This is a genomic window from Xanthomonas euvesicatoria (genome assembly GCF_013112235.1).
GTDB classification, from domain to species: domain Bacteria; phylum Pseudomonadota; class Gammaproteobacteria; order Xanthomonadales; family Xanthomonadaceae; genus Xanthomonas; species Xanthomonas euvesicatoria.
On the sequence record NZ_JABFFS010000001.1, the window covers coordinates 682,054 to 707,776 of the forward strand.

The 25,723-nt window shown below is 65.6% G+C and carries 19 protein-coding genes; 9 read left to right on the forward strand and 10 right to left on the reverse strand.

Going from position 1 to position 25,723, the window contains the following annotated elements:
• Nucleotides 1-345: 345 nt before the first annotated feature.
• The 4 genes from dinG to aroE form a co-directional block, all read right to left on the reverse strand.
• On the reverse strand, nt 346-2,481 hold the full coding sequence (gene dinG / locus HLH45_RS03005) for an ATP-dependent DNA helicase DinG (protein ID WP_008576467.1): 2,136 nt from the start codon (nt 2,479-2,481) through the stop codon (nt 346-348).
• Between the two features lie 267 nt (nt 2,482-2,748).
• Entirely contained in the window at nt 2,749-2,985 is a 237-nt protein-coding gene (locus HLH45_RS03010; RefSeq protein WP_008576468.1) for a hypothetical protein, read from the reverse strand.
• Nucleotides 2,982-3,356 (reverse strand): hypothetical protein, encoded by a 375-nt coding sequence (locus HLH45_RS03015; RefSeq protein WP_014091345.1) that lies wholly within the window; start codon nt 3,354-3,356, stop codon nt 2,982-2,984. Before HLH45_RS03015 ends, HLH45_RS03010 begins: the two co-directional genes overlap by 4 nt.
• Complete coding sequence (gene aroE, locus HLH45_RS03020; protein WP_008576472.1) at nt 3,346-4,197, reverse strand: shikimate dehydrogenase; 852 nt, start codon at nt 4,195-4,197, stop codon at nt 3,346-3,348. Before aroE ends, HLH45_RS03015 begins: the two co-directional genes overlap by 11 nt.
• A 64-nt stretch (nt 4,198-4,261) precedes the next feature.
• Between aroE and HLH45_RS03025 the strand changes: the two genes are divergently transcribed.
• A complete protein-coding gene (locus HLH45_RS03025) occupies nt 4,262-5,143 on the forward strand; it encodes a TolB family protein (RefSeq protein WP_033479111.1) in 882 nt (293 codons plus the stop codon).
• A 464-nt stretch (nt 5,144-5,607) separates the two neighbouring features.
• On the opposite strand, the gene HLH45_RS03030 is transcribed toward HLH45_RS03025, so the two are convergent.
• The gene (locus tag HLH45_RS03030) at nt 5,608-8,142 is read right to left on the reverse strand and encodes a PepSY domain-containing protein (RefSeq protein ID WP_008576476.1); all 2,535 of its coding nucleotides are present in this window, start codon (nt 8,140-8,142) and stop codon (nt 5,608-5,610) included.
• 229 nt (nt 8,143-8,371) lie between these two features.
• Here HLH45_RS03030 and HLH45_RS03035 point away from each other — a divergent pair, with 229 nt between their 5' ends.
• Nucleotides 8,372-9,124: a DNA/RNA non-specific endonuclease gene (locus HLH45_RS03035; protein WP_008576478.1), complete on the forward strand. Its 753-nt coding sequence runs from the start codon at nt 8,372-8,374 to the stop codon at nt 9,122-9,124.
• Between the two features lie 374 nt (nt 9,125-9,498).
• Here the strand turns inward: HLH45_RS03035 and hemB are convergent, their stop codons facing one another.
• Nucleotides 9,499-10,491: a porphobilinogen synthase gene (hemB, locus tag HLH45_RS03040; RefSeq protein WP_031424711.1), complete on the reverse strand. Its 993-nt coding sequence runs from the start codon at nt 10,489-10,491 to the stop codon at nt 9,499-9,501.
• A gap of 224 nt (nt 10,492-10,715) precedes the next feature.
• Nucleotides 10,716-10,958: a hypothetical protein gene (locus HLH45_RS03045; protein ID WP_017156266.1), complete on the reverse strand. Its 243-nt coding sequence runs from the start codon at nt 10,956-10,958 to the stop codon at nt 10,716-10,718.
• Between the two features lie 223 nt (nt 10,959-11,181).
• Here HLH45_RS03045 and HLH45_RS03050 point away from each other — a divergent pair, with 223 nt between their 5' ends.
• Nucleotides 11,182-11,652, forward strand: a complete 471-nt coding sequence (locus HLH45_RS03050; RefSeq protein ID WP_008576484.1) for a hypothetical protein — start codon at nt 11,182-11,184, stop codon at nt 11,650-11,652.
• 99 nt (nt 11,653-11,751) lie between these two features.
• Here the strand turns inward: HLH45_RS03050 and HLH45_RS03055 are convergent, their stop codons facing one another.
• The gene (locus tag HLH45_RS03055) at nt 11,752-13,542 is read right to left on the reverse strand and encodes a DUF885 domain-containing protein (RefSeq protein WP_033479113.1); all 1,791 of its coding nucleotides are present in this window, start codon (nt 13,540-13,542) and stop codon (nt 11,752-11,754) included.
• Nucleotides 13,543-13,804: 262 nt separating this feature from the next.
• On the opposite strand from HLH45_RS03055, the gene HLH45_RS03060 reads away from it, so the two are divergent.
• On the forward strand, nt 13,805-14,176 hold the full coding sequence (locus HLH45_RS03060; RefSeq protein WP_074053315.1) for a hypothetical protein: 372 nt from the start codon (nt 13,805-13,807) through the stop codon (nt 14,174-14,176).
• A gap of 241 nt (nt 14,177-14,417) precedes the next feature.
• Here HLH45_RS03060 and HLH45_RS03065 read toward each other — a convergent pair whose 3' ends face one another.
• Nucleotides 14,418-16,670 carry a dipeptidyl aminopeptidase 4 gene (locus HLH45_RS03065; RefSeq protein WP_033479115.1) on the reverse strand — a complete coding sequence of 751 codons (2,253 nt, stop codon included), beginning with the start codon at nt 16,668-16,670 and terminating at the stop codon, nt 14,418-14,420.
• A 332-nt stretch (nt 16,671-17,002) separates the two neighbouring features.
• A complete protein-coding gene (locus HLH45_RS03070) occupies nt 17,003-17,692 on the reverse strand; it encodes a glutathione binding-like protein (RefSeq protein WP_008576488.1) in 690 nt (229 codons plus the stop codon).
• A gap of 383 nt (nt 17,693-18,075) precedes the next feature.
• Between HLH45_RS03070 and HLH45_RS03075 the strand changes: the two genes are divergently transcribed.
• The 5 genes from HLH45_RS03075 to HLH45_RS03095 all read left to right on the forward strand — a co-directional run bounded on the left by HLH45_RS03075 (nt 18,076) and on the right by HLH45_RS03095 (nt 25,707).
• Nucleotides 18,076-21,090 carry a TonB-dependent receptor gene (locus HLH45_RS03075; protein ID WP_011348939.1) on the forward strand — a complete coding sequence of 1,005 codons (3,015 nt, stop codon included), beginning with the start codon at nt 18,076-18,078 and terminating at the stop codon, nt 21,088-21,090.
• Nucleotides 21,091-21,276: 186 nt separating this feature from the next.
• Nucleotides 21,277-21,978, forward strand: a complete 702-nt coding sequence (locus HLH45_RS03080; protein WP_008576490.1) for a SapC family protein — start codon at nt 21,277-21,279, stop codon at nt 21,976-21,978.
• On the forward strand, nt 21,968-22,981 hold the full coding sequence (locus HLH45_RS03085) for a cupin-like domain-containing protein (RefSeq protein ID WP_008576491.1): 1,014 nt from the start codon (nt 21,968-21,970) through the stop codon (nt 22,979-22,981). The genes HLH45_RS03080 and HLH45_RS03085 overlap by 11 nt, the downstream gene beginning before the upstream one ends.
• Nucleotides 22,982-22,991: 10 nt before the next feature.
• Entirely contained in the window at nt 22,992-24,557 is a 1,566-nt protein-coding gene (locus tag HLH45_RS03090) for a tryptophan halogenase family protein (RefSeq protein ID WP_033479117.1), read from the forward strand.
• 139 nt (nt 24,558-24,696) lie between these two features.
• Nucleotides 24,697-25,707, forward strand: a complete 1,011-nt coding sequence (locus HLH45_RS03095; RefSeq protein ID WP_046932079.1) for an energy transducer TonB — start codon at nt 24,697-24,699, stop codon at nt 25,705-25,707.
• Nucleotides 25,708-25,723 lie beyond the last annotated feature (16 nt).

Consider the following 25,723-nt stretch of genomic DNA (forward strand, 5'->3'; position numbering starts at 1 on the left):
CTGAGTTTCAATCGCGCGCAGCCAATGTTGCGTTGCAGGATCGTGCGCAGTGTGGATGACGCGAGTGGCCCAGTCCTGCATCGCGCGATGCAGGACTGGGCCACGTCTGCAGCGCCGATTATGCAGAGCCGCGGCACGAGATCCTCCAACGCTGCAGCTACACCATCGCGCGTATGCCGATGCGGTACGACTGGCCATGCTCCCTGTGTAGCTGCACAGCGCGGCGCTGGCTTGCATCGCGCAACATCCGAACCGGCGCGCTACATCCGTATCGGCTGCGCCATCACCGTCGCACGCGAGATTGCGCGATGCGATGATGATGGCACTGGCATCGCCAGGCGATCTTCAACGCCCGATCACCCGCTTGAACGGCGGCAAGGCATCGATGATGCGTTTACCGTAGCGACGGGTGAGCAGGCGCGAGTCGAGGATGATCACGCGGCCATGGTCGCTGGAGCTGCGGATCAGGCGGCCGGCGAATTGGGTGAGCGTGCGCAACGCATGCGGGATGGCGATCAGGTTGAAGGCGTTGTGCCCGCGGCTTTCCAGCCATTCGCTCAAGGTGGAGGTTTGCGGATCGGTGGGCACGGCGAACGGCACCTGGGTGATGACCACGGTGGTGCAGGCTTCACCGGGCAGGTCCAGGCCTTCGCCGAAGGAATTGAGGCCGAACAATACCGAGCCTTCGCCGGCACCGATGCGGCGCAAATGTTCGGTGATCAGTTGCGACTTGTTGCCTTCGCCCTGCACCAGCACGCGATTGCGCTGCGCCAACGGCATCAGGTCGGCCACCTTTTCCATCTTCCAGCGCGAAGTGAACAACACGATGCTGCCCTTGGCGTTCCAATCTAGTTCGCGCACCAGATACTTGGCCACTTCCTTGGGATGGCCTTCGCGGTCGTCGGGAGTGACCGGAAAATTGGGGACGATCAATTCGGCCTGGTTGGGCAGGTCGAACGGCGAGGCCAGCGATGCCATTTCGGCGTGATCGGGCAAGCCATTGTCGATGGCGAAGGATTGGAAATCGCCGCCACCGGTCAGCGTGGCCGAGGTCATCACCACCGAATCCACCTCGTTCCAGATCATCGTGCGCAGCACCTGCGCGGCCGACACCGGCGAGCAATGGCAGATCAGGTCGCCATCGCGCGAGAGGGTGATCCAGCGCGCCATCGGCGGCTGACCTTCCTTGTCTTCGCGGCGCCAGCCACTCCACAGATTGTGTTGCTGCTCGGCCATCTCCAGCGCCAGGCCGAGACTGCGCTGCAGACGTTCGCGCGCGGAATCGTCCTGTTTTCCCTTGGCAATGGCGCTGTGTGCGGCATGCACCCAGTTGAACAGTGCGCGGGTTTCTTCGCCAAGCTCTTCGATGGCCGGGCCCCACTGCGGCGGCAACTTGCCATTGGCCGCGCGCCACAGCGGATCGCGCTCGCCGGGCTCGGGCTTCCACACGCGTTCGACCTCGGCGTGGAAGGCCTTGAGCAGTTTGGACACGCGCGCAGCCACCTCGATGGCTTCGTTGGGCAGCAAGTTGCCCAGCTTGTCCTTGTCCACTGCGCGATAAGCGGCCGCGATGAGGATCTGCAGGCGCCCGGTGCGCCTGGCCATCTCGTCCAGCGGCAGGTTGGCTGCGCCCTGGTCGATCGCCACGCCGGCGATGTGGTGGCCTTCGTCGAGTACCAGCAGCATGTCCGCTGGCGGGGCGATCAGCGGCTGGCCGTTTTCGGCATCGCCCAGCGACAGCGACGACAGCAGCAAGGCGTGGTTGGTGACCACGATCTGCGCCTCGCGTACATCGGTGCGCGCCTTGAGTACCGGACATTGCGCCGCGTAGCTGCAGCGGCGCCCCGCACAGCCGGAGGCCGGCGTGGTGATGCGCATGCGCAGCGGCACGGAGATCTGTTCCGGCGCATCGTCCAGATCGCCATTCCAGGTGCGGGCGGCGTAGGCCTTGGCCAACCGTTTGGCCAGATCCGCATCGACGGGGCTGAGCGGGCGGTCGTACAGCGCCTGCTCGTCTTCGAACATGGCGTTCTGACTGGTGTCGCCTTCCAGTTCGGCGGCATTGCGGGTGCACAGATAGCGGGTACGGCCCTTGGCCAGCGCCACGGTCGCTTCCAGTCCGGTGGCCTTGAGGAAGGCCGGGATGTCGCGTTCCACCAGCTGCGATTGCAGCGCCACGGTGCCGGTGCTGATGACCAGTTTTTTCTTGGTCGCCAGTGCGATCGGCACGCCGGCGGTGAGATAGCCCAGGCTCTTGCCCACCCCGGTGGGCGCCTCGGCGATGCCGATGCCGCCGGACGTGGCCAGGGCACGGGAGACCAGGCCGATCATCTGGCTCTGTGCGCGCCGCGTGGCAAAGCCCGGCGTATTGGCCTGCAGCTTGGCGTAAGCGTCGCGGATGCTGGCCTTGATCGGGTCGGTCAGGCTGCGCTGGGTGGAAACGGGCGCCGACGGCGCGGCCGGTGGGGCAACTTCACTCATCGCGCTATTTTCGCACGGACCGGCGCAGTGACTGCGACCGGCGCGCCGCAGGGCTGAACAGGTTGCCTGCCTGCGGCGGCCACCCGGCCACTCCCACGCTGGTGCGACTGCTACGCGGCCGAGGGCATGGTTCGATTCTCCGATCGTGGCCTGCCAGCACCGGCCGCCTGCAGGCACTCGCCGCCGGCGCGACCCGGAAGGCGGCGCAGTGAATGCCGATGCACGAAACGCCGCTGTCTTTAACGCGTCGGCAGGATCGGTGCGCGCTCAGTTCCGCTGCCGGCGTGCCGGCCACGCATGGCGCGCCCACACCAGGCCGATGGCCGCCATGGCCACGCCCATCAACAGCATGCCGGCGCCGACGCCATTGGGCCCGAAACGTTCGTACAGCAGGCCGCCGCGATTGACCGCCGCCAGCGCCTGCGGATGCAGCAGCGTCCACACGCCCTGCCCGGCACAGACCAATCCAACGATCACCAGCAAGATGGCTTTGAGCGGGATCACGGGCGCGGACCAGTGCCAGCCGGCAAACGCTGCAGGCTGGCCGCCAGCGTCCACACCAGTACGCCGATGCCGACGGCCTGCATGGCCATCAGCACGAAGTGGGCGATGCCGACCACCACGCTGATCTGGCGCACGTTGCCTTGCTGCAGCAACACCATCGGAATCGCCTGGACGGCGACCTCGGCGAACAGGCAGCCCAGCAGCAGCCAGAGCGCGGCCAGCCCCGCGCGCCGCAGCGGGCTATGCGGTACGCGCCACAACAGAGCCAGCCCGAGCAGCACCGCAATCAGCATCGGCACGCGCGACAGCAGGCTAGTGACCAGGGTCAGCAGGATCGCGGTGGCATCGGCGCTGCCCACGTCAGTCGGCACTGACCAGCACGGTCTCGCGCGCGCGCAGCGCGGCATAGACCGGGTCGGTGTCCGGGCGCACGCCATGCCACAGCGCGAAGCTCTCGGCAGCCTGTTCCACCAGCATGCCCAGTCCATCGATGGCGTACCGGCATTGCGCCGCGCGCGCCCAGGCCAGAAACGCAATGGCGGTGTCGCCGTAATTCAGATCGACCGCGGCCGTCAGGCTGTTGACCAGACCCAGTGGCAATGCGAACGCACCGGCATCGCGGTCGCGACCGGCGGCAGTGGCATTGACGATCAGTTCGAAGTCGCCCAGCTCGCGCAGGTCTTCGATGTAACGCGAGGTCACCCGCGCCGGCTCGCCCAGCGCATCGCACAAGGCATCGGCGCGCTCGGGCGAGCGGTTCACCACCACCATTGCGGTGATGCCCGCCTCCAGCAGCGCCGGCGCCACACCGCGTGCAGCGCCACCGGCGCCCAGCAGCAGCACGCGGCGGCCACGCAGATCCAGGCCCTGGCGTTCGGTGAGATCGCGCACCAGGCCGGCGCCGTCGGTGTTGTCGCCCTGCCACTGGCCGTCGTTGCGCACCAACGTGTTCACCGCCCCGGCCAACCGCGCGCGATCGCTCAGGCTGCTGGCCAGCGCATAGGCGGCTTCCTTCAACGGCAGGGTGACGTTGGCGCCCTTGCCGCCCTCATCGGCGAAGCGTTGCAGCGCGGCGCTGAAATCCTCCAGCGGCGCGTCGATGGCGGTGTACTCCAGCGCAATGCCGGTCTGCTTCCCGAACTCGGTGTGGATGGCCGGCGACAGCGAATGGGCGACGGGGTGACCGAACACGGCATAACGGGATACGGGCATGAAACGCTCTCTGGTTGACTAGACTGTGCGCGACTTGGAGCCGCTCTTGAGGCAGGAACACCGCATGCACTATCGATGGACGCTGCTCACGCTGGCGGCAAGTTTACTCTGCGTCCCGTCTGCTTCGGGGCTTGCTGAATTCGGCATCGAGGGCATGGGTGTGGTCTCCACGCCGGCCAACGAGGCGCGCGCCACGCTCAGCCCGGACGGGCAGCGCATCGTTTGGGCCAGCGACCGAGCCGGTGGCACCGGCGGCTGGGATCTGTGGCAGGCGCAGCTGCGCGGCGGGCGTTGGCAGGACGCGCAGCTGCTGCCGATCAATACCGCGCAGGACGAGACCACCCCATTGTTCAGTGCCGACGGCCGCTGGCTGCTGTTCGCCTCCACCCGGCCCGGCGGCGCGGGCGGCAGCGACCTGTACCGTGCACCGGTGGATACGCAAGGCGCCGTGGGCCCGGTGCAATCGCTGGGCGCGGCGATCAACAGCGCCGGCAACGAGCGCGCACCGACGTTGTCGCTGGACGGCACACGCCTGCTGTTCGCCAGCGACGGTCATGGCGGTGCTGGCGGCATGGATCTGTTCGTCGCGCGCTGGGATGGGCAGGCGTTCACCACGCCGGTGGCCCTGGTCGACATCAATAGCGCAGCCGACGAGCTGGACGCAGCCTGGCTCGGCAACGGGCGCGCATTGGTCTGGGCCCGGGGGAAGACCGATGGCCCCAGCCAGTTGCTGCTGGCCATCTGCAAGGACGGTCGTTTTGCCCAGGGCTTGCCGCTGCCACTGTCGTTCAACGGGCCGCAGGAGCGCACTTTCGGCGCGGTCGTGGATACCGCCAAGCCGGGCGAATTGCTGGTGACCGGCAGCGCCCGTGCGCCGCGCGCAGGGCAGTTGGACATCTACCGGATGAAGGCACCGGCAGCCGACGGCGATGCGAGTTGCCGTTGAGTTGGATGGGTGCATCGGTCCGATCGAGACCATGTTGCCTGGGCATTCGCCGCAGAGCTGCTGATCACTTCCAATGCGGGGACAAGCAAACCGTGCGACGCGACGTGCTCATTCTTCGATAAACAGCCCGCGAACTGACTGGCGTTGTGCCTGCGCCGCTTGCTGGACCGTTGGCGGCATAGCTGCCGCCGTTAAACCACAGGAATGGGTTCATGGCGTGTCCCGCGCGCGACGAGGACAGCGCACGCTCGACCGGCGAGGCGTTGTTGATGGGTCCAACAGGTCGTCAGCCGACACAACGCTGCACAAATGCCATGCAAACGTAGAACGCTCGCCACTCGGAGTGGGCGCGTATCCGTCGTCCACGGTGGTCTGCGGCTCTCTGCTCTGCGCACCCGCACAATGCTCACTGGCCAGGTTCTGCTAGCCGATGTAAGGCGGGGCTGGCGCCGTCATCGCCGCGCTCAATACACATCGCGTCGATAACGGCCGGCCGCGGTCAGCGATTCCAATCGCGTGTCGCCGAGCAGTTCTCGCAAGGTTGCATCGACCTCGCGCGCCATGCTGTCCAGACTGCCGCAGACGTAAATGACCGCGCCGCGGTCGATCCAGTGTCGCAGCGTGTCGCCGGCGTCGCGCAAGTGATGTTGCACGTAGCGCTTTTGTGGTTGATCGCGCGAGAACACCCACTCCAGCTGCTGCAGATGCCCACTCGCCTGCCAGGCCTGCAGCTCGTCGGCGAACAGGCGGTCGTGCGCCGCATGCCGTTCGCCGAACAACAACCAGTGCCCATGTACGCCGGCCAACTCGGCCTCGCGTAGCAGCGCGCGCAGGCCCGCAATGCCGGTGCCGTTACCGATCAAGACCATCGGCATCGTTTCGAGCCGATGAAACCCGGGATTGGTGCGCAACCGTGCGCGCACCGGCGTGCCGATCGCCGCATGGCAGATCAACCACCCCGAACCCAGACCGGGACTGCCATCGGCACGCGTCGTCAGCCGCACCACCACCATCGCGGTGCCGTCAGCCGGTACGCTGGCGAGCGAATAATCGCGTGTGGGCAGCCAGGCACATGCATCCAGCCAGGTCTGCGGATCAGGGCGATGGGCAAGCGGCGTTGCGGGCGGCTCGGGCAGGACGCGCTCGGCGGCAGCCTGCTGCAATGGCAGCAGCTGCGCATCCACGTGCACCAGTGCGTCCGGCGCCAGGCCCCATGCCGCCAGACAGGCGCGCACTTGTGCTTGGGCATGCGCAGGCTGCACTTCGAGGATGTCGCCGGCCTGCCACTGCGCATCGGCAGGCGGCTGCAGATCGACGCGCCAGATCGGCGCCCCCTCGCTGCCCGGATTCAGATGCATGCGCGAGGAAAGGGTCCATTCGGTCAATTTGGGCCGTGCCAGCGGCGCCACGCGCATGGGTGCACCGGCGATCTGGCCCAGCTGCGCATGCCATTGCGCCAGCGCCTGCGGGTCGACGTTATCCAGTTCCACCGCAGGAAACAGCGCGCGTGCACCTTGCGCATCCAGCCACTGTTCGACACGCCGCGAGAACCCGCAGAACTGCGCATATTGGCGGTCTCCCAGCGCCAGCACCGCGTAGGTCAGGTGCGGCAATTGCAGGCGTTGCCGCAGCAGCCCACGCTCGAAACCGCGTGCCGCATCCGGTGGCTCGCCATCGCCAAACGTGCTGATCACAAACAGCGCATGCCCGGTGCGTTGTAGCGCCTGCGCATCCAGCTGCGCCAGCGAGCACACCTGCACCGGCAAGCCGGCGGCCTGCAGATGCCCGGCGGCCTGCCACGCCAGGCGCTCGGCAAAACCGCTCTGGCTGGCAAACGCAATCAACCACGGCGCCGCTTGCGAGGCCGGTGCTGCGTCTTGCAACACCTTGCGCGCAGCGCGCAGTTCGCGTTTTTTGCGGCGCCGATCCAGATACAGCATCCAGCCGGTGACGAAGAACACCGACATGCCCAGGCTGGCGAGCATCACCACGATGCGCCCGGGCAACCCGAAGAAACTGCCCGAATGCAGCGGGAACATGCTCGCCGCCAATTGCTGCCCGCGCGGCAGCAGCGCGTAGTCCAGGCGCTGCAGCAGTGCTCCGCTGTCCGGCGCGATATCAAGACTGTTGTAGGCGCGATCGTGAGCGGGATGGTCGGGCAAGAACCGCACATTCAACGGCTGCCCGGCGCGCGCGGGAATGCGCAGATCCAGGGCGGCGCTGCGCGTGGCGGGAATGCCATCGAGCGTGCGCTGCACGCGTGCAAGATCGACGGTGGCCGGGCGGTTATCGCCTTTGTCGCCGCGTATCGCAGGCAGGCCGCCAAGCAAGGCCATCATGCCATCGCGATACCAGGGGTAGGACCAGGTCAGCCCGGTCAGCGCGACCAGAAAATACACCAGCAAGCACCAGGTGCCGAACACCGCGTGCAGGCTCCACAAAAAACTGCGCCCCTGCCGCCGCCATTCCACCACCCACCAGGTGCGCGGGCTCCACCACCGTCGCGGCCAGCGCAGATACAGCCCCGATGCGCAGAAGAACAGCAAGATGAAGGCGCTCGCACCGGTGACCGCCTGCCCGCGTTTGCCGGCCGTCAGATTGCGGTGCAGGTCTTCGATGAAGGCAAACGCAGTGCTCAGCCGCGGCGGCGCGACCCGCTCACCCGTATAGGGGTCGAAATACACCCGGCCCGCGCCCTTGCCGGAGAGGCGCGCGGCAGACGGGCGCGCACCAGTGGGATCGATCAACAGGCGCGTCACCGTCTGTTTCTGCCCGGCACCGGCTGGCGCCAGATCGAGCCGTTGCAGCAACACATCCACCGGCAAGGGCTGCTCGCCCGCCGCATGCCGTTGCGCCAGTTGCGCAATGGCCGGATTGGCCATGCGCACGATCTCGTTTTCGAACGACATCGCCGCGCCGGTCAACCCCATTACCGACAGCACCAGCCCGGCAGTGATGCCGAGCAGCCAATGCAGCTGGAACAGGAGCGTCTTGATCAAGACCTGGACACGAAACAGGACGGCCGCCCATTGTAGATGAGAATGAGTCTCGCATCCGATCTGCATCGATGCCGACGGCGTTCTATGGCTCGCTGCACGCCGCGCCCGGCAGCGGTCTGTCTGGTCTGACGCGTGCTGCCGCGCCGTCATCTGCCGCACATGGCGCGGTCATCGTTTGGACATCGCGCCTTGCCACCTTCCTCACTTCCCTTGGCAAGCGAGCTCTGCAATGTCCTTCCTCCTGCGCGGTTGTGTGGCCCTGGCAGTGTTGTGCACGACCTCCGTGGCGATGGCCGCCACCCGTTGTCCCAGCCTCTACGCGAATGGCACCCCGCCGAGCGTGGGCAGCAGCACGACCCGCGCCACCGAGGTCTGCCACACCGAATACGTGTTGCTGGCCTCGGGCGTGACCAAGGACCCGGTGTATTCGGCCGAGCACCTCACCGACCAACAGGTTGCCGGCGCCGAGGCGATCGGCCGGGTCGGCTCCTTCCACGACGAAACCGGCATCCCCGCCGCTGATCGCTCGAAAAGTTCCGACTACACCAATACCGGCTACGACCGCGGGCACATGACGCCGGCCGGCGATGCATCGACCGAAAGTTCGGAAAAAGAAACATTTTCCATGGCCAATGTCGTCCCGCAGGACCACAAGCTCAACACCGGCGAGTGGGCGCACATCGAAGAGCAGGTGCGTCAGCTGGCCAAGCAGCACGGCGAGTTGTACGTGGTGACCGGCCCGGCGTTCGACAGCGGCACTGCAACGACGATCGGCACCGACAACGTCGCCGTCCCGACGTATGTGTGGAAGGCCATCTACGAACCGGGCGTGGGCGCGGGCGCGTATCTGTGCGTCAACGACAGCAGCATCAACTGCGACGTGGTGTCGATCGACGACCTGGTCGTGATGACCAACGTCGACCCGTTCCCCTCGCTCAGCGCCAGCGTGAAGTCGCAGGCGATCGCGTTGGTGCTGCCCTGAGACGGGATTTGGGATTCGGGATTTGCACCACTATCAGTTGCTGGCTCGGCACTGCGCCGTCGCCAGGCGCGTTGCGCGGCTGACCCGGAAATTTCAAGCGTAGCGCGCCGGTCCTGTTGCGGCGTACGCAAGCCATACCATCAAAAGGTTTGAACGCTAGTGCATGGGAGCGACGTGCCGTCTTGCATCTGATGCAGGCGGCACGTCGACTCCCCGCGATCCAGCGGGCGCTGGCGCATCTGTCAGGCTAACGACGCCCATCGAACCAGACCGCCCGCTCCAGACCCCACTGCACGCAGGCGACTGCCTGGCCGACGCGAGCGGCCCTCACTCTTGCGTAACTGAGTGGCAGCGCCGTCGCACCGTGCTCGCGCTCAGCGCGTTTCGCGCAACCAACGCGCCACTTGCGGGGCGAAATAGGTCAACACGCCATCGGCGCCGGCACGCTTGAAGGCCATCAATGCTTCGAGCACGCACTTGCGCTCGTCCAGCCAGCCATTGGCTGACGCCGCCTTGAGCATCGCGTACTCGCCGCTGACCTGGTACGCAAAGGTCGGCACGCGGAATTGATCCTTCACCCGGCGCACTACATCCAGATACGGCATGCCCGGCTTGACCATCACCATGTCCGCGCCTTCTTCCAGATCCAGGGCGATCTCGCGCAAGGCTTCATCGCCGTTGGCCGGGTCCATCTGGTAGGTGGTCTTGTCGGCCTTGCCCAGATTGCCGGCGCTGCCTACCGCATCGCGGAAGGGGCCGTAGAACGCCGAGGCGTACTTGGCCGAATACGCCATGATCCGCACGTTGAGATGATCGTCGGCATCGAGCGCGCGGCGGATCGCACCGATGCGGCCATCCATCATGTCCGAAGGCGAAATGATGTCCACGCCCGCCTGCGCATGCGACAACGATTGCTTGACCAAGGCCTCGACCGTGATCTCGTTGAGCACATAACCCTTCGCGTCGATGATGCCGTCCTGGCCGTGGGTGGTGTACGGGTCCAGCGCCACGTCGGTCATGACGCCCAGCTCCGGGAAGCGCGACTTCAACGCCCGCACCGCGCGCTGCGCCAGGCCGTCCGGGTTCCAGGCTTCGGCCGCGTCCAGGCTCTTGCCGGCCGGGTCGATCACCGGGAACAGGTCGATCACCGGGATGCCCAGTTCCAGCGCGTTTTCCGCCTCGCGCAGCAGCTCGTCCAGCGACAGGCGTTCCACGCCGGGCATCGACGCGATCGGCGCGCGGCCAGGCAGTTCGTGTACGAACACTGGCCAGATCAGGTCATCGGTGGTCAGCGTGTTCTCGCGCATCAACCGACGCGAAAACCCATCGTGGCGCATGCGGCGGGGGCGATAGTGCGGGTGGGCCATGACAAGGCTCCTGTAGACAGCGCATCAGTTTACGCCCGCCATGATGCGCAGAACGCGCTGCGACGCAGTGTCGCAGCGCTGCAACGGCACGCGGGTTCTTGCTCGCTTTCTCTCAGCCACAGGTCGAGCAAGGCGCCGACGTCTGGCGATGCAGACCCTGCCGGACACGCGCGCACCCGACACATGCACACGCAGGTGCGCATCGCCGCCTTGTCGAGAGCCCGTTAGATAATGCCGCCGCCCAGGGTCAGGCGCATCACCCCGACCACGATCACCAGGCCGTTGAGCACCAAGCCGGTCTTGGCACGGCCACGGTTGCCTGCCGAGGTGAACAACAGCGCGATGGCGGCGATCAGCGCGCCCACCGCCGCGAACGGAATCAGGAACCAGTTGCCCCAACCCAGCAGCGGAATGAAGGCCAACACCATCCAGAGCAGCGCCACGATGCCCCACAACAGGCTGATCAGTCCCACGTGCCACCTCGTCTTGAAGAAAGCACGAGCTTACCGGCGCGGCCGTCCTCACGCCGTGGGCGGGTGGTCATCATGACCAATGGCGGTTTGGCGGCAGCCTCACACCGGCATGGCTAGGGTGCGCCAAAGTGCGGCGCGATTCAGTCCAGGCGCCGGATCATCGCTGCCACTACGCGGATTTCATTACCCAGCTTTCATCACCCAAGGGGGGTCCACCATGCACAAGCAATCGCTGATCAGGAACGTCGCCATCGCCGCGGCGACCGCCGCCTTGCTGGCCGGTTGCGCCAGTAGCTCCAAGGTGATGCTGGGCCAGGCGCGCGCGCCGATCGACCCGGCGCAGGTGCAGGTGTATTCCAACGCCCCGGTCGGCTCGGTGGAAATCGCCCAGCTCGAATCGACCAGCGCCGCCGGCTTCGGCACCCAGGGCCAGACCGACGCTGCCGTGCAACGCCTCAAGCGCGAAGCCGCAAAGCTCGGCGCCAACGGCGTGGTCATCGTCGGCGTAGGCTCCGAACGCTCCGGCGGCGGCCTGTCGGTGGGCGGTGGCAGCTACGGCGGCCGCGTCGGCGGCGGCTTGGGGATCGGCATCCCCACCACCCAAAAGCGCGCGGCCGGAGTGGCGATCTGGGTGCCGGCGGGGGCACAGCAGCGTCCTGCACCGGACGTCTCCCCAGCGACGCGGTAAAGCCCGCAAAGAATCACCCGCATCACTGCGCCAGGGCGCGACGGAAGGCTGTTTGCGGCCTTTTATCGCGCCCTGTTTTTTTGAACTCCACGGAGCTGGTCAGCGCTTGGCCTGTTGCGCCGGAATGAACTGCGTCTCCACCGCCTTGGCCAGCTGATCCGGTGGCAGCAGGCCCTGGTCGAGCAGGAAGTTGTTGAAGGCCAGGCGGTCGAACTTTTTGCCCAGAGCCAGTTCGGTGCGCATGCGCAGTTCGAGGATGCGGGTGTAGCCGTAGAAGTAGCTGCCAGCCTGGCCGGGGGCGCGGACGGTGTAGCGGTCCAGTTCCTGGCGGGTCATGGCCGGCGAGAGGCCGACGTCGTCTTCCAGTACCTGGCGCGCGCGTTCGCGGTCGATCAGGCCCAGGTTGAGCATCGGGTCGAGCATGGCGCGGGCGGCGCGCAGCAGGCGTAACTGCAGGGCGATCAGCTGGCCGTCGAGCGGTTCGTACGGCACCATTTCTGCTTCGGCATACAGCGCCCAGCCTTCGACGTTGACCGAGTTGAAGGCGAACATACTGCGCGCCAGCGAGACGCCGCGTTCGACCATGGCGGTGAACTGCAGTTCGTGGCCGGGGCGGCCTTCGTGGGCGCTGAGCGTCCAGGCGGCCGAGCCGAAGTTGAAGTCGTCGTATTGCTCTTTCTTGGCGCCATCGGCGGTCGGGTTGCCCAGCGGCAACACGAACTGGCCCTGCTGGCCGGTATTGCCGATCAACGGGGCCGGCAGGAAGTGCGGGGCCGGTTGCGCGGCGCTTTCGGCGGCGCTGCCCAGGCGCATCTGCATCGGGCGGTTAGGCACATCGACGATGCGCTGCTGGCGGATGATCGGGTCGATCTGATCGATCACGCCGCGGTAGTGGGTTTCCAACTGGTCGTCGGCGATCTTGTTGCCCTTGAGGGCGCGGATCACCTGCACATAATCGCCGCCCTGCACGCCCTTGGCCTTGGCCACCAGCGGCGCCAGTTGGCGCATGGCCGAACGGGTCTCCATGAACTCCAGTTGCGCGCGCTGGATCAGCTGCTGCGGCGCGATATCGATCCCGACCTGCTTGAGCTGGAAAGCGTAAAGCGGCTCGGGCAGGCGGGTGTCCTTGCGCGCCTTGGGTAGCACGGTGGCGCGGGTCCACGCGGCGTAGTCCTTCAGTTGCGTGGACATGGCCTTGAGCGCCTCGTCGGCGCCGGCGATCTTGTACTTGGCGAACAGCTCGCCAATACCGGCGACGTAGGTGTCCACATTGGCCAGCGCCTGCTCTACTTCGCGCTGGGTGGGCTGCAGCAGGGCCTTGTTGCTCAGTTTTTCCTCGTAGCGCTGGCGCGCCAGCGTGGTGGTGGGCGTGCTTCCCGGTAACAGGCCGACGTAACGCTTGAGGCGATCCAGCGCCTTGGCGCGGCGCTCGGGCACGGTCTGGTCGGAGAGTAGACCGTTGAGACCACTGAAAACCGCCTCGGGAGCATCGCTCCAGGGCAACAGATACCGTTCGTTGAGCTCGCTGCCTTCGATGTTCTGCTCGGCCGCGCCGATCATGATCTGCAGGTCCTGGCGCACGTTGGCATCGCGCTCGGTGGTCAACTTCGTTTGCAGCGTGGCGCGCGCCTTGCGCATGGCATCGCGATAGCGCGCGGCGTTGTCCGGGCCGAGGTCGACGACCTGATCGTCGTAGCCGGGCACACCGAAGAAGCTGGCGTATTCGGGCTGGAACGGCGCCTGCGCATTGAGCAGGATCTGCGCATAGCCGTTGCTGGTCTGCACCCAGGCCGGGCTGGCGGGTACCTTGGCGGTGCTTTGGCTGGTCTGGGCCTGCAGCGGCAAACAGGTGCCGAGCGCCAGAGCGACGGCAATCACAAGAGGCTTCATCGAGAAGATTCCAACAGGGCGATGCGCGACCGTACGCGGAGCGCGCGGCGTCGACAACCTGCCGAAGGTCATCGTGCCTGCTGCCACAGTCCATCTTCTCACCGCACACTAAAGAATCGATGCAAGCAGACAGGCGAAGCGATTCAGACATTGAGCGGGAAAACAGAAGACTGCCCCCCTCCGAGGCCAGCTGCACGCATACCGACTTTGACTTACCATAGATAGAACGTACACTTCAAGAATCGGCACTCAAGGAATTGTCATGAAACGCTGGATAGGGATGTTTGCAGTTCTTCTGTTCACTCAGGCGGCTAGCGCAGCGGGACAAAGTGTTTATCAGGAGCTGGCATGCCGCAGCAATGACCCCTTTGTTTTTTGTACCCAGGGGTGCAAAGACGAGGACAAAAACTGGACTCCGATTGATCCGATCTCCGGAACCTGGGTCGCTGTTCCAGGCTACTGCCCATGGCCAACAAGTACCGGCCCATGTTGTGTTGGCAATGTCTGCTTCAACGTCTGGACACAGACCGCTGTCAAAGCAGTGGGCCAGTACATGAGTATTTGTCCTCAGGCGAAGAAGCAGGGCCAGTGGAAAGGAAAGCAACGGCCTGAAAAAGTTCCGTTTGACCATTAAACGGCGCCTTCCGGATACCGCTTGGTTTGAAGTGCAGCAAGCGCGGAGTTTCTTGCGAGCGCTGCACCTCTCTACGCGCAATTCTGCAGCGAGACGCGAGCCCTGCTTTATCCAAGGGTCGCCCGGCTTCAATACTATGCATTGAGCCGTCTACTCCTTAATGAGAAGAAAGCTTGAATCTCTGACCAAGGAGTAGTCGCCACTCTCTATTTTTCGTAGCTTTCGTCAGTCTCGAACAGAGCTATTCAACAGACGTCGGGCCCCCGACTGGCCCCAAGCAGCGTTTGATAAACGCTTCGGCAGTCTTGTAACGATGCAGCGCCGTGGCACCCGACATCCCATGCTTCGCACCGGGATACGTCATCAATTCGAATGGGGTGCCGCGTTGCTGCAGCGCGCTCATCAGCGCGGTGGAATTGGTGAACAACACATTGTCGTCGGCCATGCCGTGGATCAGCAGCAGCTTGGCGCGCAGGCCATCCAGATGCGTGGCGATGCGTGCCTCGCGGTAGCCTGCGGCGTTGCGAGCCGGCAGATCCATATAGCGCTCGGTGTAATGGGTGTCGTACAGGCCCCAATCTGTGACCGGTGCGCCGGCTACGCCGCAGGCATAGGCGTCGCTGTGCTTGGCCAGCAGCATCAAGGTCATGTAGCCGCCGTTGGACCAGCCCTGCACGCCGATGCGCTTGGCATCCACCCACGGCTGTTGCTTGAGCCAGGCCACGCCTTGCAACTGGTCGTCCACTTCCACCGTGCCCTGCCTGCCGTACAGCGCGCCACCGAACGCGCGCCCGCGCCGCGGCGTGCCACGGTTGTCCAGCGAAAACACCACGTACCCGCGCTGGGCCAGGTATTGGTCGAACAAGGCATCGCCGCGGCTGGGCCAGGCATCGAGCACGGTCTGCGCCGCCGGGCCGCCATACACGTAAACGATGACCGGGTAGCGCTTGGCCGGGTCGAACTTGTCGGGCTTGGTCAGCCGGTAATGCAGCGGTGTCTTGCCATCGGCAGCGGTGAGCGTGCCGAATGCGATCGGGCGCTGCGCATCGCGGTAATTGGCGTACGGATGCTGCGGATCGCTCAGATCGTTCTTCAGCAGCGTGGCGATCTTTTCGCCACTGGCGCGGAACAACTCGATCTGCGGCGGCGTGGTGGTGTTGGACCAGGTATCGACGTACACGCTGGCGTTATTTGCAAAACTGGCTGCGTGCGTGCCGTTGGTGACGGAACGCTTTTCGATCGCGCCACCGGCCAGGGGGACGGCGTAAATATGCGTTTGTGTGGGCCCGTCCTTGCTGGCGGCGAAATACACGTTGCCGGCCTGCTCGTCGACGGCGAGCAGGGCATCGACCACCCAGTTGCCGGAAGTCAGTGGCGTCAACGTGCGGCCGTCTTCGGATGCAAGATACAAATGCTCGTAGCCGCTGCGTTCGGAGTTCCAGAGAAAGCGGCCGTCCTTGAGAAACCGCAGGTCGTTGCTGAGCGGCACCCAGGTGGGCGAGGTTTCGGTGACGAGCGTGCGCTGCACGCCGCTGGCCAGCGTGGTTTCGATCAGCTCAAGGGTTTTCTGGTCGCGCGACTGCCGCTGGAAGGTCAGCCGCTGTGCATCGCGCCAATCCACGCGCGCCAGATAGATGTCCGGGTTCTTGCCCAGGTCGATCCAGCGCGGGGTGGCCTTGGCGCGCGGCGCGATCACACCTAGCTGCACCGCTACATTCGGCTGGCCGGCCTGCGGATAGCGCTGGCTGATCACTTCGGTATGGTCGGCATACACTTCCGGGCGCTTTTGCACCGGCACTTGCGATTCGTCGATGCGCGCAAAGGCGATCGCCGAGTCGTCCGGCGCCCACCAATAGCCGGTGTGACGATCCATTTCTTCGTCGGCGACGAATTCGGCCACGCCATTGCCGATGGTCTCGCTACCATCGTGGGTGAGCTGCAGCGCGTTGCCGTTGGCCAACTCGATGACCCACACGTTGCGCTCGCGCACGAAGCTGACGAAGCCGCCCTTGGGCGAGAGCTTGGCGTCGGTGGCGAAGCCTTCGCCGTGGGTGAGCTTGCGTACCGCGGCCGCGCCGGTCTTGCGCAGGTCGTACAGATACAACTCGCCACCGAGCGGGAACAGCAGCGCGTGCGCATCCGGTGCCCATTGGTAATCGACGATGCCGGTGAACGCGGCGATGCGCTGGCGTTCACGGCGGGCTTTTTCGACATCGCTCAAGACCTCGGTGCCGGGCAGCACGACCTTGGAATCGACCAGCAGGCGCGTCTGGCCGCTGGCGATGTCGTATTCCCACAGATCCAGCTGATTGCGATCATTGTCCTTGCCGCGCAGGAAGGTCACGCGCGAGCCATCCGGTGCCACCTTGGGCTTCATCAACGTGGGACCGGCAAGCGGCAATGGGCCGGTGATGGCCTCCAGGGTGAGTTTTTCGGCATGGGCCATGGGAACGGTGCTGAGCATGAGGGCAAGGGCTACGAACAGGGCGCGCATCGATGATCCTGTCTGACGACTGCGCACAGGATGCGGCGGCGTTGTGGATTTGAGAAGCGCGGCGATCCTGGCGTTGGCCGCTCAGGCGTGCGCGCGTTGGGATTGATGGGGCCGGGGATGCGCATGCATCGCAAGATGTCTGTGGACGATGGGGACTAACGCGCCGCTACGTATGGCGAGGGAGCGCAATTGGGGTCGCTGTCAGTCTCCGGCGATGCCGTACCCTCATCCCAACCCCTCTCCCGTGGGAGAGGGGCGCATGCCGCCCCGTTGATGTGCCGCGCGCGTTTGATGCGCGTGTACTGTTACGCATCCGCGCCTAAGACGTTGCTTCAACGCTTGCCGAACAGGTGCTTGCGCTCTTCATCGCTGAGCGGCTGGCCCGCATTGGGATTGACCTGCTCCTTGAGCGCGTAGGCGCGCTGGGTGGCGGGGCGGGCGGCGATGGCGTCGTGCCAGCGTTTCAGATGCGGGAAGGCCGAATAGTCCGGCTTGAGGTCGCCATACACTTCGATCCACGGATAGCTGGCCATGTCGGCGATGCCGTAGTCGTTGCCCGCCAGGAAGGCGTGGTCGGCCAGGCGCTTGTCGAGCACGCCATGCAGGCGACGCACCTCGGCGTTGTAGCGCTCGATCGCATAAGCAATCTTTTCCGGTGCGTAGACGTTGAAGTGACCCATCTGGCCGCTCATCGGGCCCAGCCCGCCCATCTGCCAGAACAGCCATTCCAGTGCAGCGATCCGGCCGCGGGCATCGCGCGGCAGGAAGCGGCCGGTCTTCTCGGCCAGATACAGCAGGATCGCGCCGGACTCGAACACGCTCTGCGCACCGCCGCCATCGGCCGGTGCATGGTCGACAATGGCCGGCATCTTGTTGTTGGGCGAAATCTGCAGGAATGCCGGTTCGAATTGCTCGCCCTTGCCGATGTTGACCGGCTTGAGGGTGTACTGCAGCCCCGCCTCTTCCAGAAACAGCGTGACTTTGTGCCCGTTGGGCGTGGGCCAGTAGTACAGATCGATCATCGTGCGCTCCAGTCAAAGGTGGTCGTTGCGGCAGGCCTGACTCAAGGGCGGCTGCCTGGCGTGCAGGCGTCGGGCCGGCAACGCACTCGCACCTGACGAATCCGCTTGCCAGGTGCGCATCCAAGGCGTGTGCCCGCTACCTCAGTGCCATCGCATCTTGAGAGAGGTTGCCATCCAAGCGCGATGGTAAGACCAAGCGTTTGCCTATGGCGGCATGACACACCTGGCTCGGTGGAACGATGTGTGACGCGACAGGGTCGCGGCCGATGCTGCAGTGCAAATTGACTTTGTTAAGGCTGCACTAACAAATGCTCGATTGTTCCGTCGACCTTTGCCTGCCCCCGTGGGGCCGGCCTTATCTTCTGTTTGGGGAAGCAATCACCGTGAGAGAGACTCGCACCCTGCCGCGCACGCGGCGCTTGACGTCTGCCCTGCTGTTCGCCTTGTCGACTCCGCTGGCCGCGCAGACCGCGCCGGCGCCGCAATCGGCATCCACTGTCCCGGGTTCCAGTCAGGCCGACCCCGCCACCCTCGATACCGTCCAGGTCAGCGGTATTCGCGGCAGCCTTACCTCGTCGATGAACGTCAAACGCGATGCGCAAGGCATCGTCGACGGCATCGTGGCCGAGGACATCGGCAAATTCCCCGATACCAACCTGGCCGAGTCGTTGCAGCGCATCAGCGGTGTGTCGATCGACCGCTCGCTGGGCGAAGGCTCGCGCGTCACCGTGCGCGGCGTCGGCCCGGACTTCAACCTGGTGCTGTTGAACGGCCGCCAGATGCCGGGCGCCAGCATCGAAGAATCCAATGCCTCCAACTCGCGTGCGTTCGACTTCGCCAACCTGGCGTCCGAGTCGATCTCCGGCATCGAGGTGTTCAAGACCAGCCGTGCCAGCACGCCCACCGGCGGTATCGGCGCGACCATCAACATCAAGACTGCCCGGCCGCTGGATAATCCCGGCATGCATGCCAACGTGGGCCTCAAGGGTGTGCACGACTCTTCCAACGAGAACCTGCCCGGCCGCTTGCAGGGCGATTCGCTGACGCCGGAAATCTCCGGCATCTTCAGCAACACCTCGGCCGACGGACGCTTCGGCGTGTCGCTGAGCGGCAGCTACCAGGAACGCGACTTCGGCTACAGCCAGGTCGGCGTCCCCAATGGCTGGCGCGCATTCCGCGGCGATTCCACCGCCTACGGCACCATTCCGCAGCCGGGCGCACCGGGTTCGGAAAACATCGTCAACCGCCCCGGTCCGAACGATATCTATTCGGTGCCGCAGAACCTCAACTACCGCGTGGTCGGCGTCGAACGCCAGCGCACCAACGGCCAGCTGGTGCTGCAGTACAAGCCGCTGGACAACATCACCACCACGCTGGATTACACCTACTCGGAAAACAAGATCCAGCAGCAGCGCAACGAGATGTCGGTGTGGTTCAACTACGGGCCGTCCGCCAGCTCCTGGACCAAAGGACCGGTCGCCGGTCCGATCACCTATTCGGAAATCGTCAATCCGCCCACCAGCGATCTGGCCACCGCCGGGTCCAATGCGGCCACGCGTAACCAGAACAAGTCGCTGGGTTTCAACGTGGATTGGGCGGTGAACGATCAGTTCAAGCTCAACTTCGACATCCACCGCTCCACCGCCGAAGCCGGCGCGGACAGCCCGTACGGGTCGAGCAACTCGCTGGGCGTGTCCGGCTTCTACCGCGGCACCTCGGTGGTGGATTTCAGCAAGGATTTCCCGGTGCTGCAGCAGCAGCTGGGCTTCGGGCTGAACGGCCTGGACCCGTCGCGCACGCTGGTCACCGGCTCGGCGTTCCGCAACAGCTACATGAAGTCGGAAATCGATCAGGCGCAGGTCAACGGCGATTTCACCTTCGAAAACTATTCGCAGTTGAAGTTCGGCATCGGCAGCACCGAGGTCAAGAACCGCTCGGCGTTTTCCAACGTGCAGCGCGACACCTGGGGCGGCAACGGCACTGCGGCCGATTATCCGGACGACCTGTGGATTCCCAGCTCGTTCGCGCAGTACTTCGATGCGATCGACGGCAGCGGCAATCCGGCGCAGTTCAACCAGCTGTTCCTGTTCGATTTCGAGCGCGCGCGCCAGGCCGCTGCGCAAGCCGCTGGCGACGAGTCGCTGTACCGCATCTCGCCGGTGTTCACCACCGACCGCCGCGTCACCGAAAAATCCAAGAACGCCTACCTGCAGTGGGGCAATAGCTGGGACGATCTGCGCGTGCCGATCAGCCTGGCGGCCGGTGTGCGTTACGAAGAAACCAAAGTGGAAGCGCGCGCGCTGGTGCCGGTGGCCGTGGGCATCGACTGGGTCGCCAACAACGAGCTGCCGATCCGGCTGGCCGACTCGGCGTTTTCCGGTGGCAGCGGCAAGTACGAATACTGGCTGCCCAGCCTGGACCTGAGCTTCAAGCTGCGCGAAGACCTGGTGCTGCGCGGCAGCTACGGCGAAACCATCGGCCGGCCCGGCTGGGGCGACATCCAGGGCGGGCAGACGCTCAACCAGATAGGCCGCATCGAAGGCGGCTCCGGCCAGGAAGGCAATCCGGGCCTGAAGCCATTGCTGTCGCACAACATCGACCTGTCGCTGGAGTGGTATTACGGCGAAGCGAGCTACGCCTCGGTGGGGTTCTTCCGCAAGAACATCGACAACTATGTCGGCGTCACCACCCGCAACGACACCTCGCTCGGCCTGCACACCCCGGTGGGCGGCGCCTACTGGAACCAGGCGCTCGCCAATGGCTGCGCCACTGCCGACCTGACCTGCATCCGCAACTACATCTTCCGCAACTTCGCCGGCCAGCCGGGCGTGGTCCGCGGAACCGACGACACCAATGGCAATGCCACCGGTACGATCAGCGGTCAGCCGGGCGACCCGGTCGCCAACTTCTCCATCACCGCGCCGGCCAACCAGCGCTCGGCCTCGCTGGATGGTTGGGAATTCAACGTGCAGCACATGTTCGGCCAGAGCGGCTTCGGCGTGTCGGCCAACTACACCAAGGTCGACTCCGGGTTGACCTACAACAACTACGTGATCGGCGAGCAGTTCGCGCTGGAAGGCTTGAGCGATTCGGCCAACCTGGTCGGTTTCTACGACAAGGGACAATGGCAGGTCCGTGCGGCCTACAACTGGCGCGACGAGTTCCTGGCCGCGCGTTTTGACGGCAGCGGCCTGCCCAACCCGGTCTACACCGAAGCCTATGGCCAGCTGGATCTGAGCATCGGCTACCAGTGGACCGAGAACCTGTCGCTGAGCCTGGAAGCGATCAACCTCACCAACGAGATACAGCGCCAGCACGGCCGGCAGAAGAACGAGATCATCTATGCCACCCAGACCGGCCCGCGCTACATGCTGGGCCTGCGCTACAAGTTCTGGTGATGCCGCTGGGCGATGCAGGACTGACTGCATCGCTACAGCAACCCACACGTTTCCCGGCAGCCTGGCTGCCGGGAAACGTACACGGCCGTTGCACCGCCCGGGGACGTAAAGGCATCCGGGGCTTGCCGTGCAATGGCGATTCGTTGAAGCATGGGCCACGCGCCCCCGCGTGCAGTGCCAATCCCCATGACCAATGCCGTGTTGTTGAACAATCTCGATCACCGCGATCTGCGGGTGATCACCGCGCACGGCGCCGCCTACGGCGATGACGTGATGTCGGCTGCGACCTTTCCGCAGGAATTTCGCCAGTTGCAGGCGCAATACCCCATCGTGTTCCATCGCAGCGGCGAGCGCAGTTTCCAGCCGCTGGCATTGCTGGGATTACGCCTGGGCGAGAACCTGTTCCTGGATGGCGCGCGTTGGGATGCGCCCTATGTTCCGTTGGCGATTCAACGCCAGCCGTTCCTGATCGGCGAACAGCCCGATGGGCCGATGGTGCATGTGGACCTGGACAGCCCACGCGTCAGCACCACCGAGGGCCAGTTGCTGTTTCGCGAACACGGCGGCACCACCGAATTTCTGGACCACATCAGCCAGGTGCTGCGCACGCTGCACGATGGCCTGGCGGCCAGCACGGCATTCGTCGAACGTGCGTTGCGTTACGACCTGCTCGAACCCTTCGTGTTCGAAGCCACCTTGAACAACGGCCTGGAATGCCGCCTGGCCGGGCTCTATGTCGTGCACGAAGAACGCCTGCGCGCACTCGATGAGGCGGCGCTGCTCGAACTGCACCGGCATGGCGATCTGGAACCGCTGTACATGGCGGTGGCCTCGATTGCGCAATTGCGCCATCTGCTCGAACGCATGAACCGCCGTCATGCCGGCTGAGCCACCCCCCATCCAAGAGCGTCACGGCCTGGACCGGCAACAGCTGGACCCGGCCATCCTTCGCTCCACCAGCCCGCTGGTGCTGCGCGGGCTGGTGCGCGACTGGCCGCTGGCCCGCGCCGGTGCCAGTTCTGCGCAGTCTGCTGCCGCCTACCTGCGTGGTTTCGACCGCGGCGAGGCGGTGGTGGCGCAGGTTGGGCCACCGGAGATCGGTGGGCGCTTTTTCTACAACGCAGACATGAGCGGCTTCAATTTCCGCCCCGAACGCGTGCCGTTGGGCGTGGTGCTGGACACCTTGCTGCGCGACCTGCACGCCTCCCAGCCGCCGGCGATCTACGTCGGCTCCACCACGCTGGACACCTACCTGCCCGGCTTGCGCGCGCACAACCCGATCGCGCTGCCACAGGGCGAGCCGCTGGTCAGCATCTGGATCGGCAACCGCACCCGGATCGCTGCCCATCAGGACCTGCCCGACAACCTGGCCTGCGTGGTTGCCGGGCGCCGCCGTTTTACGCTGTTCCCGCCCGATCAGCTGGCCAATCTCTACATCGGCCCGCTGGATCTCACCCCGGCCGGGCAGCCGGTCAGCCTGGTGGATATCGCCGCACCGGACCTGCAGCGTTTTCCACGCTATGCGCAGGCGCTGGACCACGCCCTGGTCGCCGAGCTGGCGCCGGGCGATGCGCTGTTCATTCCCAGCATGTGGTGGCATCACGTCGAGGCACTGGAGAGCTTCAACGTGTTGGTGAATTTCTGGTGGCGGCAGAGCCCGGCCTACATGGATTCGCCGATGAACGCGCTGATGCTGGCGCTGCTGACCATCCGCGACCTGCCGGCCGAACAACGCGCCACCTGGCAGGAAGTGTTCCGCCACTATGTCTTCGAGTCCGACGAAAGCACCGCCGCGCATCTGCCTGATGCCGCACGCGGCGTGCTGGCCCCGATGGACGACGCCAGCGCGCGCAGCCTGCGTGCGCGGCTGCTGCAACGCTTGAATCGCTGAGGATTTGACCATGCCCGACACCACGCCTTCGGACCCGCAACAGCGCCCGGTACGCCGCGTCGTCATCGCCGGTGGCGGCACGGCCGGCTGGATGGCGGCTGCAGCGCTGTCGAAACTGCTGGGCCGGCACCTGCAGATCACCCTGGTGGAGTCCGACGAGATCGGCACGGTGGGGGTGGGCGAAGCCACCATCCCCAGCCTGGTCACCTTCCACCGCTTGCTGGAAATCGACGAAGCCGCCTTCATGGCCGCCACCCAGGCCACCATCAAGCTCGGCATCGCCTTCGAACACTGGCGCGATGTGGACCAGCATTACATCCATTCCTTCGGGCATGCCGGAACCGACCACTGGAGCGCCGGGTTCCAGCATTTCTGGTTGAAGGGGTGCCAGCGTGGAGTGGCGCGCGACTTCGGCGACTACTGCCTGGAACTGCGTGCGGCGCAGGAAGGCCGCTTCGCGCACCTGCCCAATGGCGGCATGAATTACGCCTACCATCTGGACGCCGGGCTGTACGCGCGCTTCCTGCGCCGCTTCAGCGAAGGCTTCGGCGTCACCCGCATCGAAGGCCGCATCGGCCAGGTGGAGACCGATGCGCAAAGCGGCTTTCTCACCGCACTGACGCTGCAGGACGGCACGCGGGTGGAAGGCGACCTGTTCCTGGATTGCACCGGCTTTGCTGGCCTGCTGATCGGCAAGACGCTGGGCGTGGGCAGCGACGATTGGTCGCGCTGGTTGTTCGCCGACAGCGCGCTGGCGGTGCAGACCGAATCGGTGGGTCCGCCGGTGACCTACACCCGTTCGCGCGCCGACCAGGCTGGCTGGATGTGGCGCATTCCGCTGCAGCACCGGGTGGGGAACGGCCTCGTGTATTCCAGCCGCTACATGGACCAGGATGGCGCCCGCGCGGTGCTGGAACGCAACCTCACCGGGCGCGCGCTGACCGAACCGCGGCCGCTGCGCTTCACGCCCAACCAGCGCCACCGCGTGTGGGAGAAGAACTGCGTGGCGCTGGGCCTGGCAAGCGGATTCCTGGAGCCGCTGGAATCGACCAACATCCATCTGATCCAGCGCGGCATCATCCGCCTGCTGCAGACCTTTCCGCAGATCATCAACGCTGCCGACATCGCCGAGTACAACCGTCAGGCGGCCCAGGAGATCACCCACATCCGGGATTTCGTGATCCTGCACTACCACGCCACCGATCGCCGCGACACGCCGTTCTGGCGCGACTGCGCGGCCATGGACATCCCCGATTCGCTGCGCCACCGGGTGGAGTTGTTCCGCCAGAGCGGGCGGGTCTTCCATCAGGCCAACGAGCTGTTCGCCGAGAACTCGTGGGTGCAGGTGATGCTGGGCCAGGGCGTGGTGCCGCAACAGCACCACCCGGTGGCCGACCTGATGGGCGATGCGGAACTGGGCCGCTTTCTGGAGACCATCCGCGCCCGGGTGGAGGCGGCGCTGGTGCGGTTGCCTGCGCACGCGGACTTCCTGCAGCGCTACTGCCCTGCCCCGCCGCTGCCCGAACCGGCCGCTCGCGTGCCGGCCCCGCCGGTCATGGCGACCCCGGCGGGATAAATTTCGGCGATCTGCAGCGCAACCCTTGGCTTAGACCGCCCCAGCAATGCTAGATTGCGGCATTGCCGTCCATTGCGGGAACAATGGCCGGCGCTCGCCGCAGCAACGTTATCTTTCGCACTCGGGGTAAGGGGGACGCATGTTGGATCTGACACAGGGCCGTATGGCACGCCGGATCGCGCCGGTCATTTTGCTGGTGGGCCTGGCCGCCTGCTCCAAGCAGGAAGACAAGGCCGCCACCACCACGCCGGCGACCGGCGCCACACCGGCGGCAACGGCACCCACGCCGGCCACGGCGGTCTCGCCGCAGGTGCAGTCGATGGCTGCCGAACAATTGCGCGAATCGGCCACCAAAGCGCTGCAGGACAACCGCATGTACGCCCCGGCCGGCGACAACGCGGTGGAGTACTACCTGGCCTTGCGCGAGAAGCAGCCGCAGGATGCCACCGTCAACAGCGCACTGACCGATCTGCTTCCCTATACCCTGATCGCCGCCGAACAAGGCATCAGCCGCGAAGAATTTCCCGAAGCGCAGCGTTTGATCGCGTTGATCGAGAAGGTCGACCCGCAGGCACCGGCATTGCCGCGCCTGAAAAGCGGCCTGGAAACGGGCATGAAGACTGCTGCCAACCGCTCCGAGCAGGATGCCGAGCTGGCCAAGAAGCAGGTCGAGGACAAGGCCAAGCAGGCGGCCGAGCAGAAGCGTCTGGCCGAGCAGCAGAGCCGCGAGGCCGCCGCTGCCCAGCAGATTGCCGCCCAGCAGGAAGCGGCCCGCCAGCAGACCGCCGAGGCCGAGCGCCAGGCCGCTGCGCGGCGTCAGGCCGAAGCGCCGGCACCCACACCGGCGGCACCGCGTCCGGCGCCGGCAGCCGCCGCTGCAGCCGCACCGGCCGCGCAGTCGCTGCGTCCGATCAGCACCCCGGCACCGCGCTACCCCGCCGAAGCCCTGCGCTCGGGGACCTCGGGCGAAGTGCTGGTGGAACTCACGGTCGGTACCGACGGCTCGATCACCGCCTCGCGCGTGCTGCGCGCCAACCCGCCGCGCGTGTTCGACCGCGAAGCCCTCAACGCGGTCAAGCGCTGGCGCTTCGAACCGGTGGCCGCACCGGTGACCACGCGGCGTACGCTGTCGTTCAATCCGGGCGATTGATCGCTGGGTCGTTGAT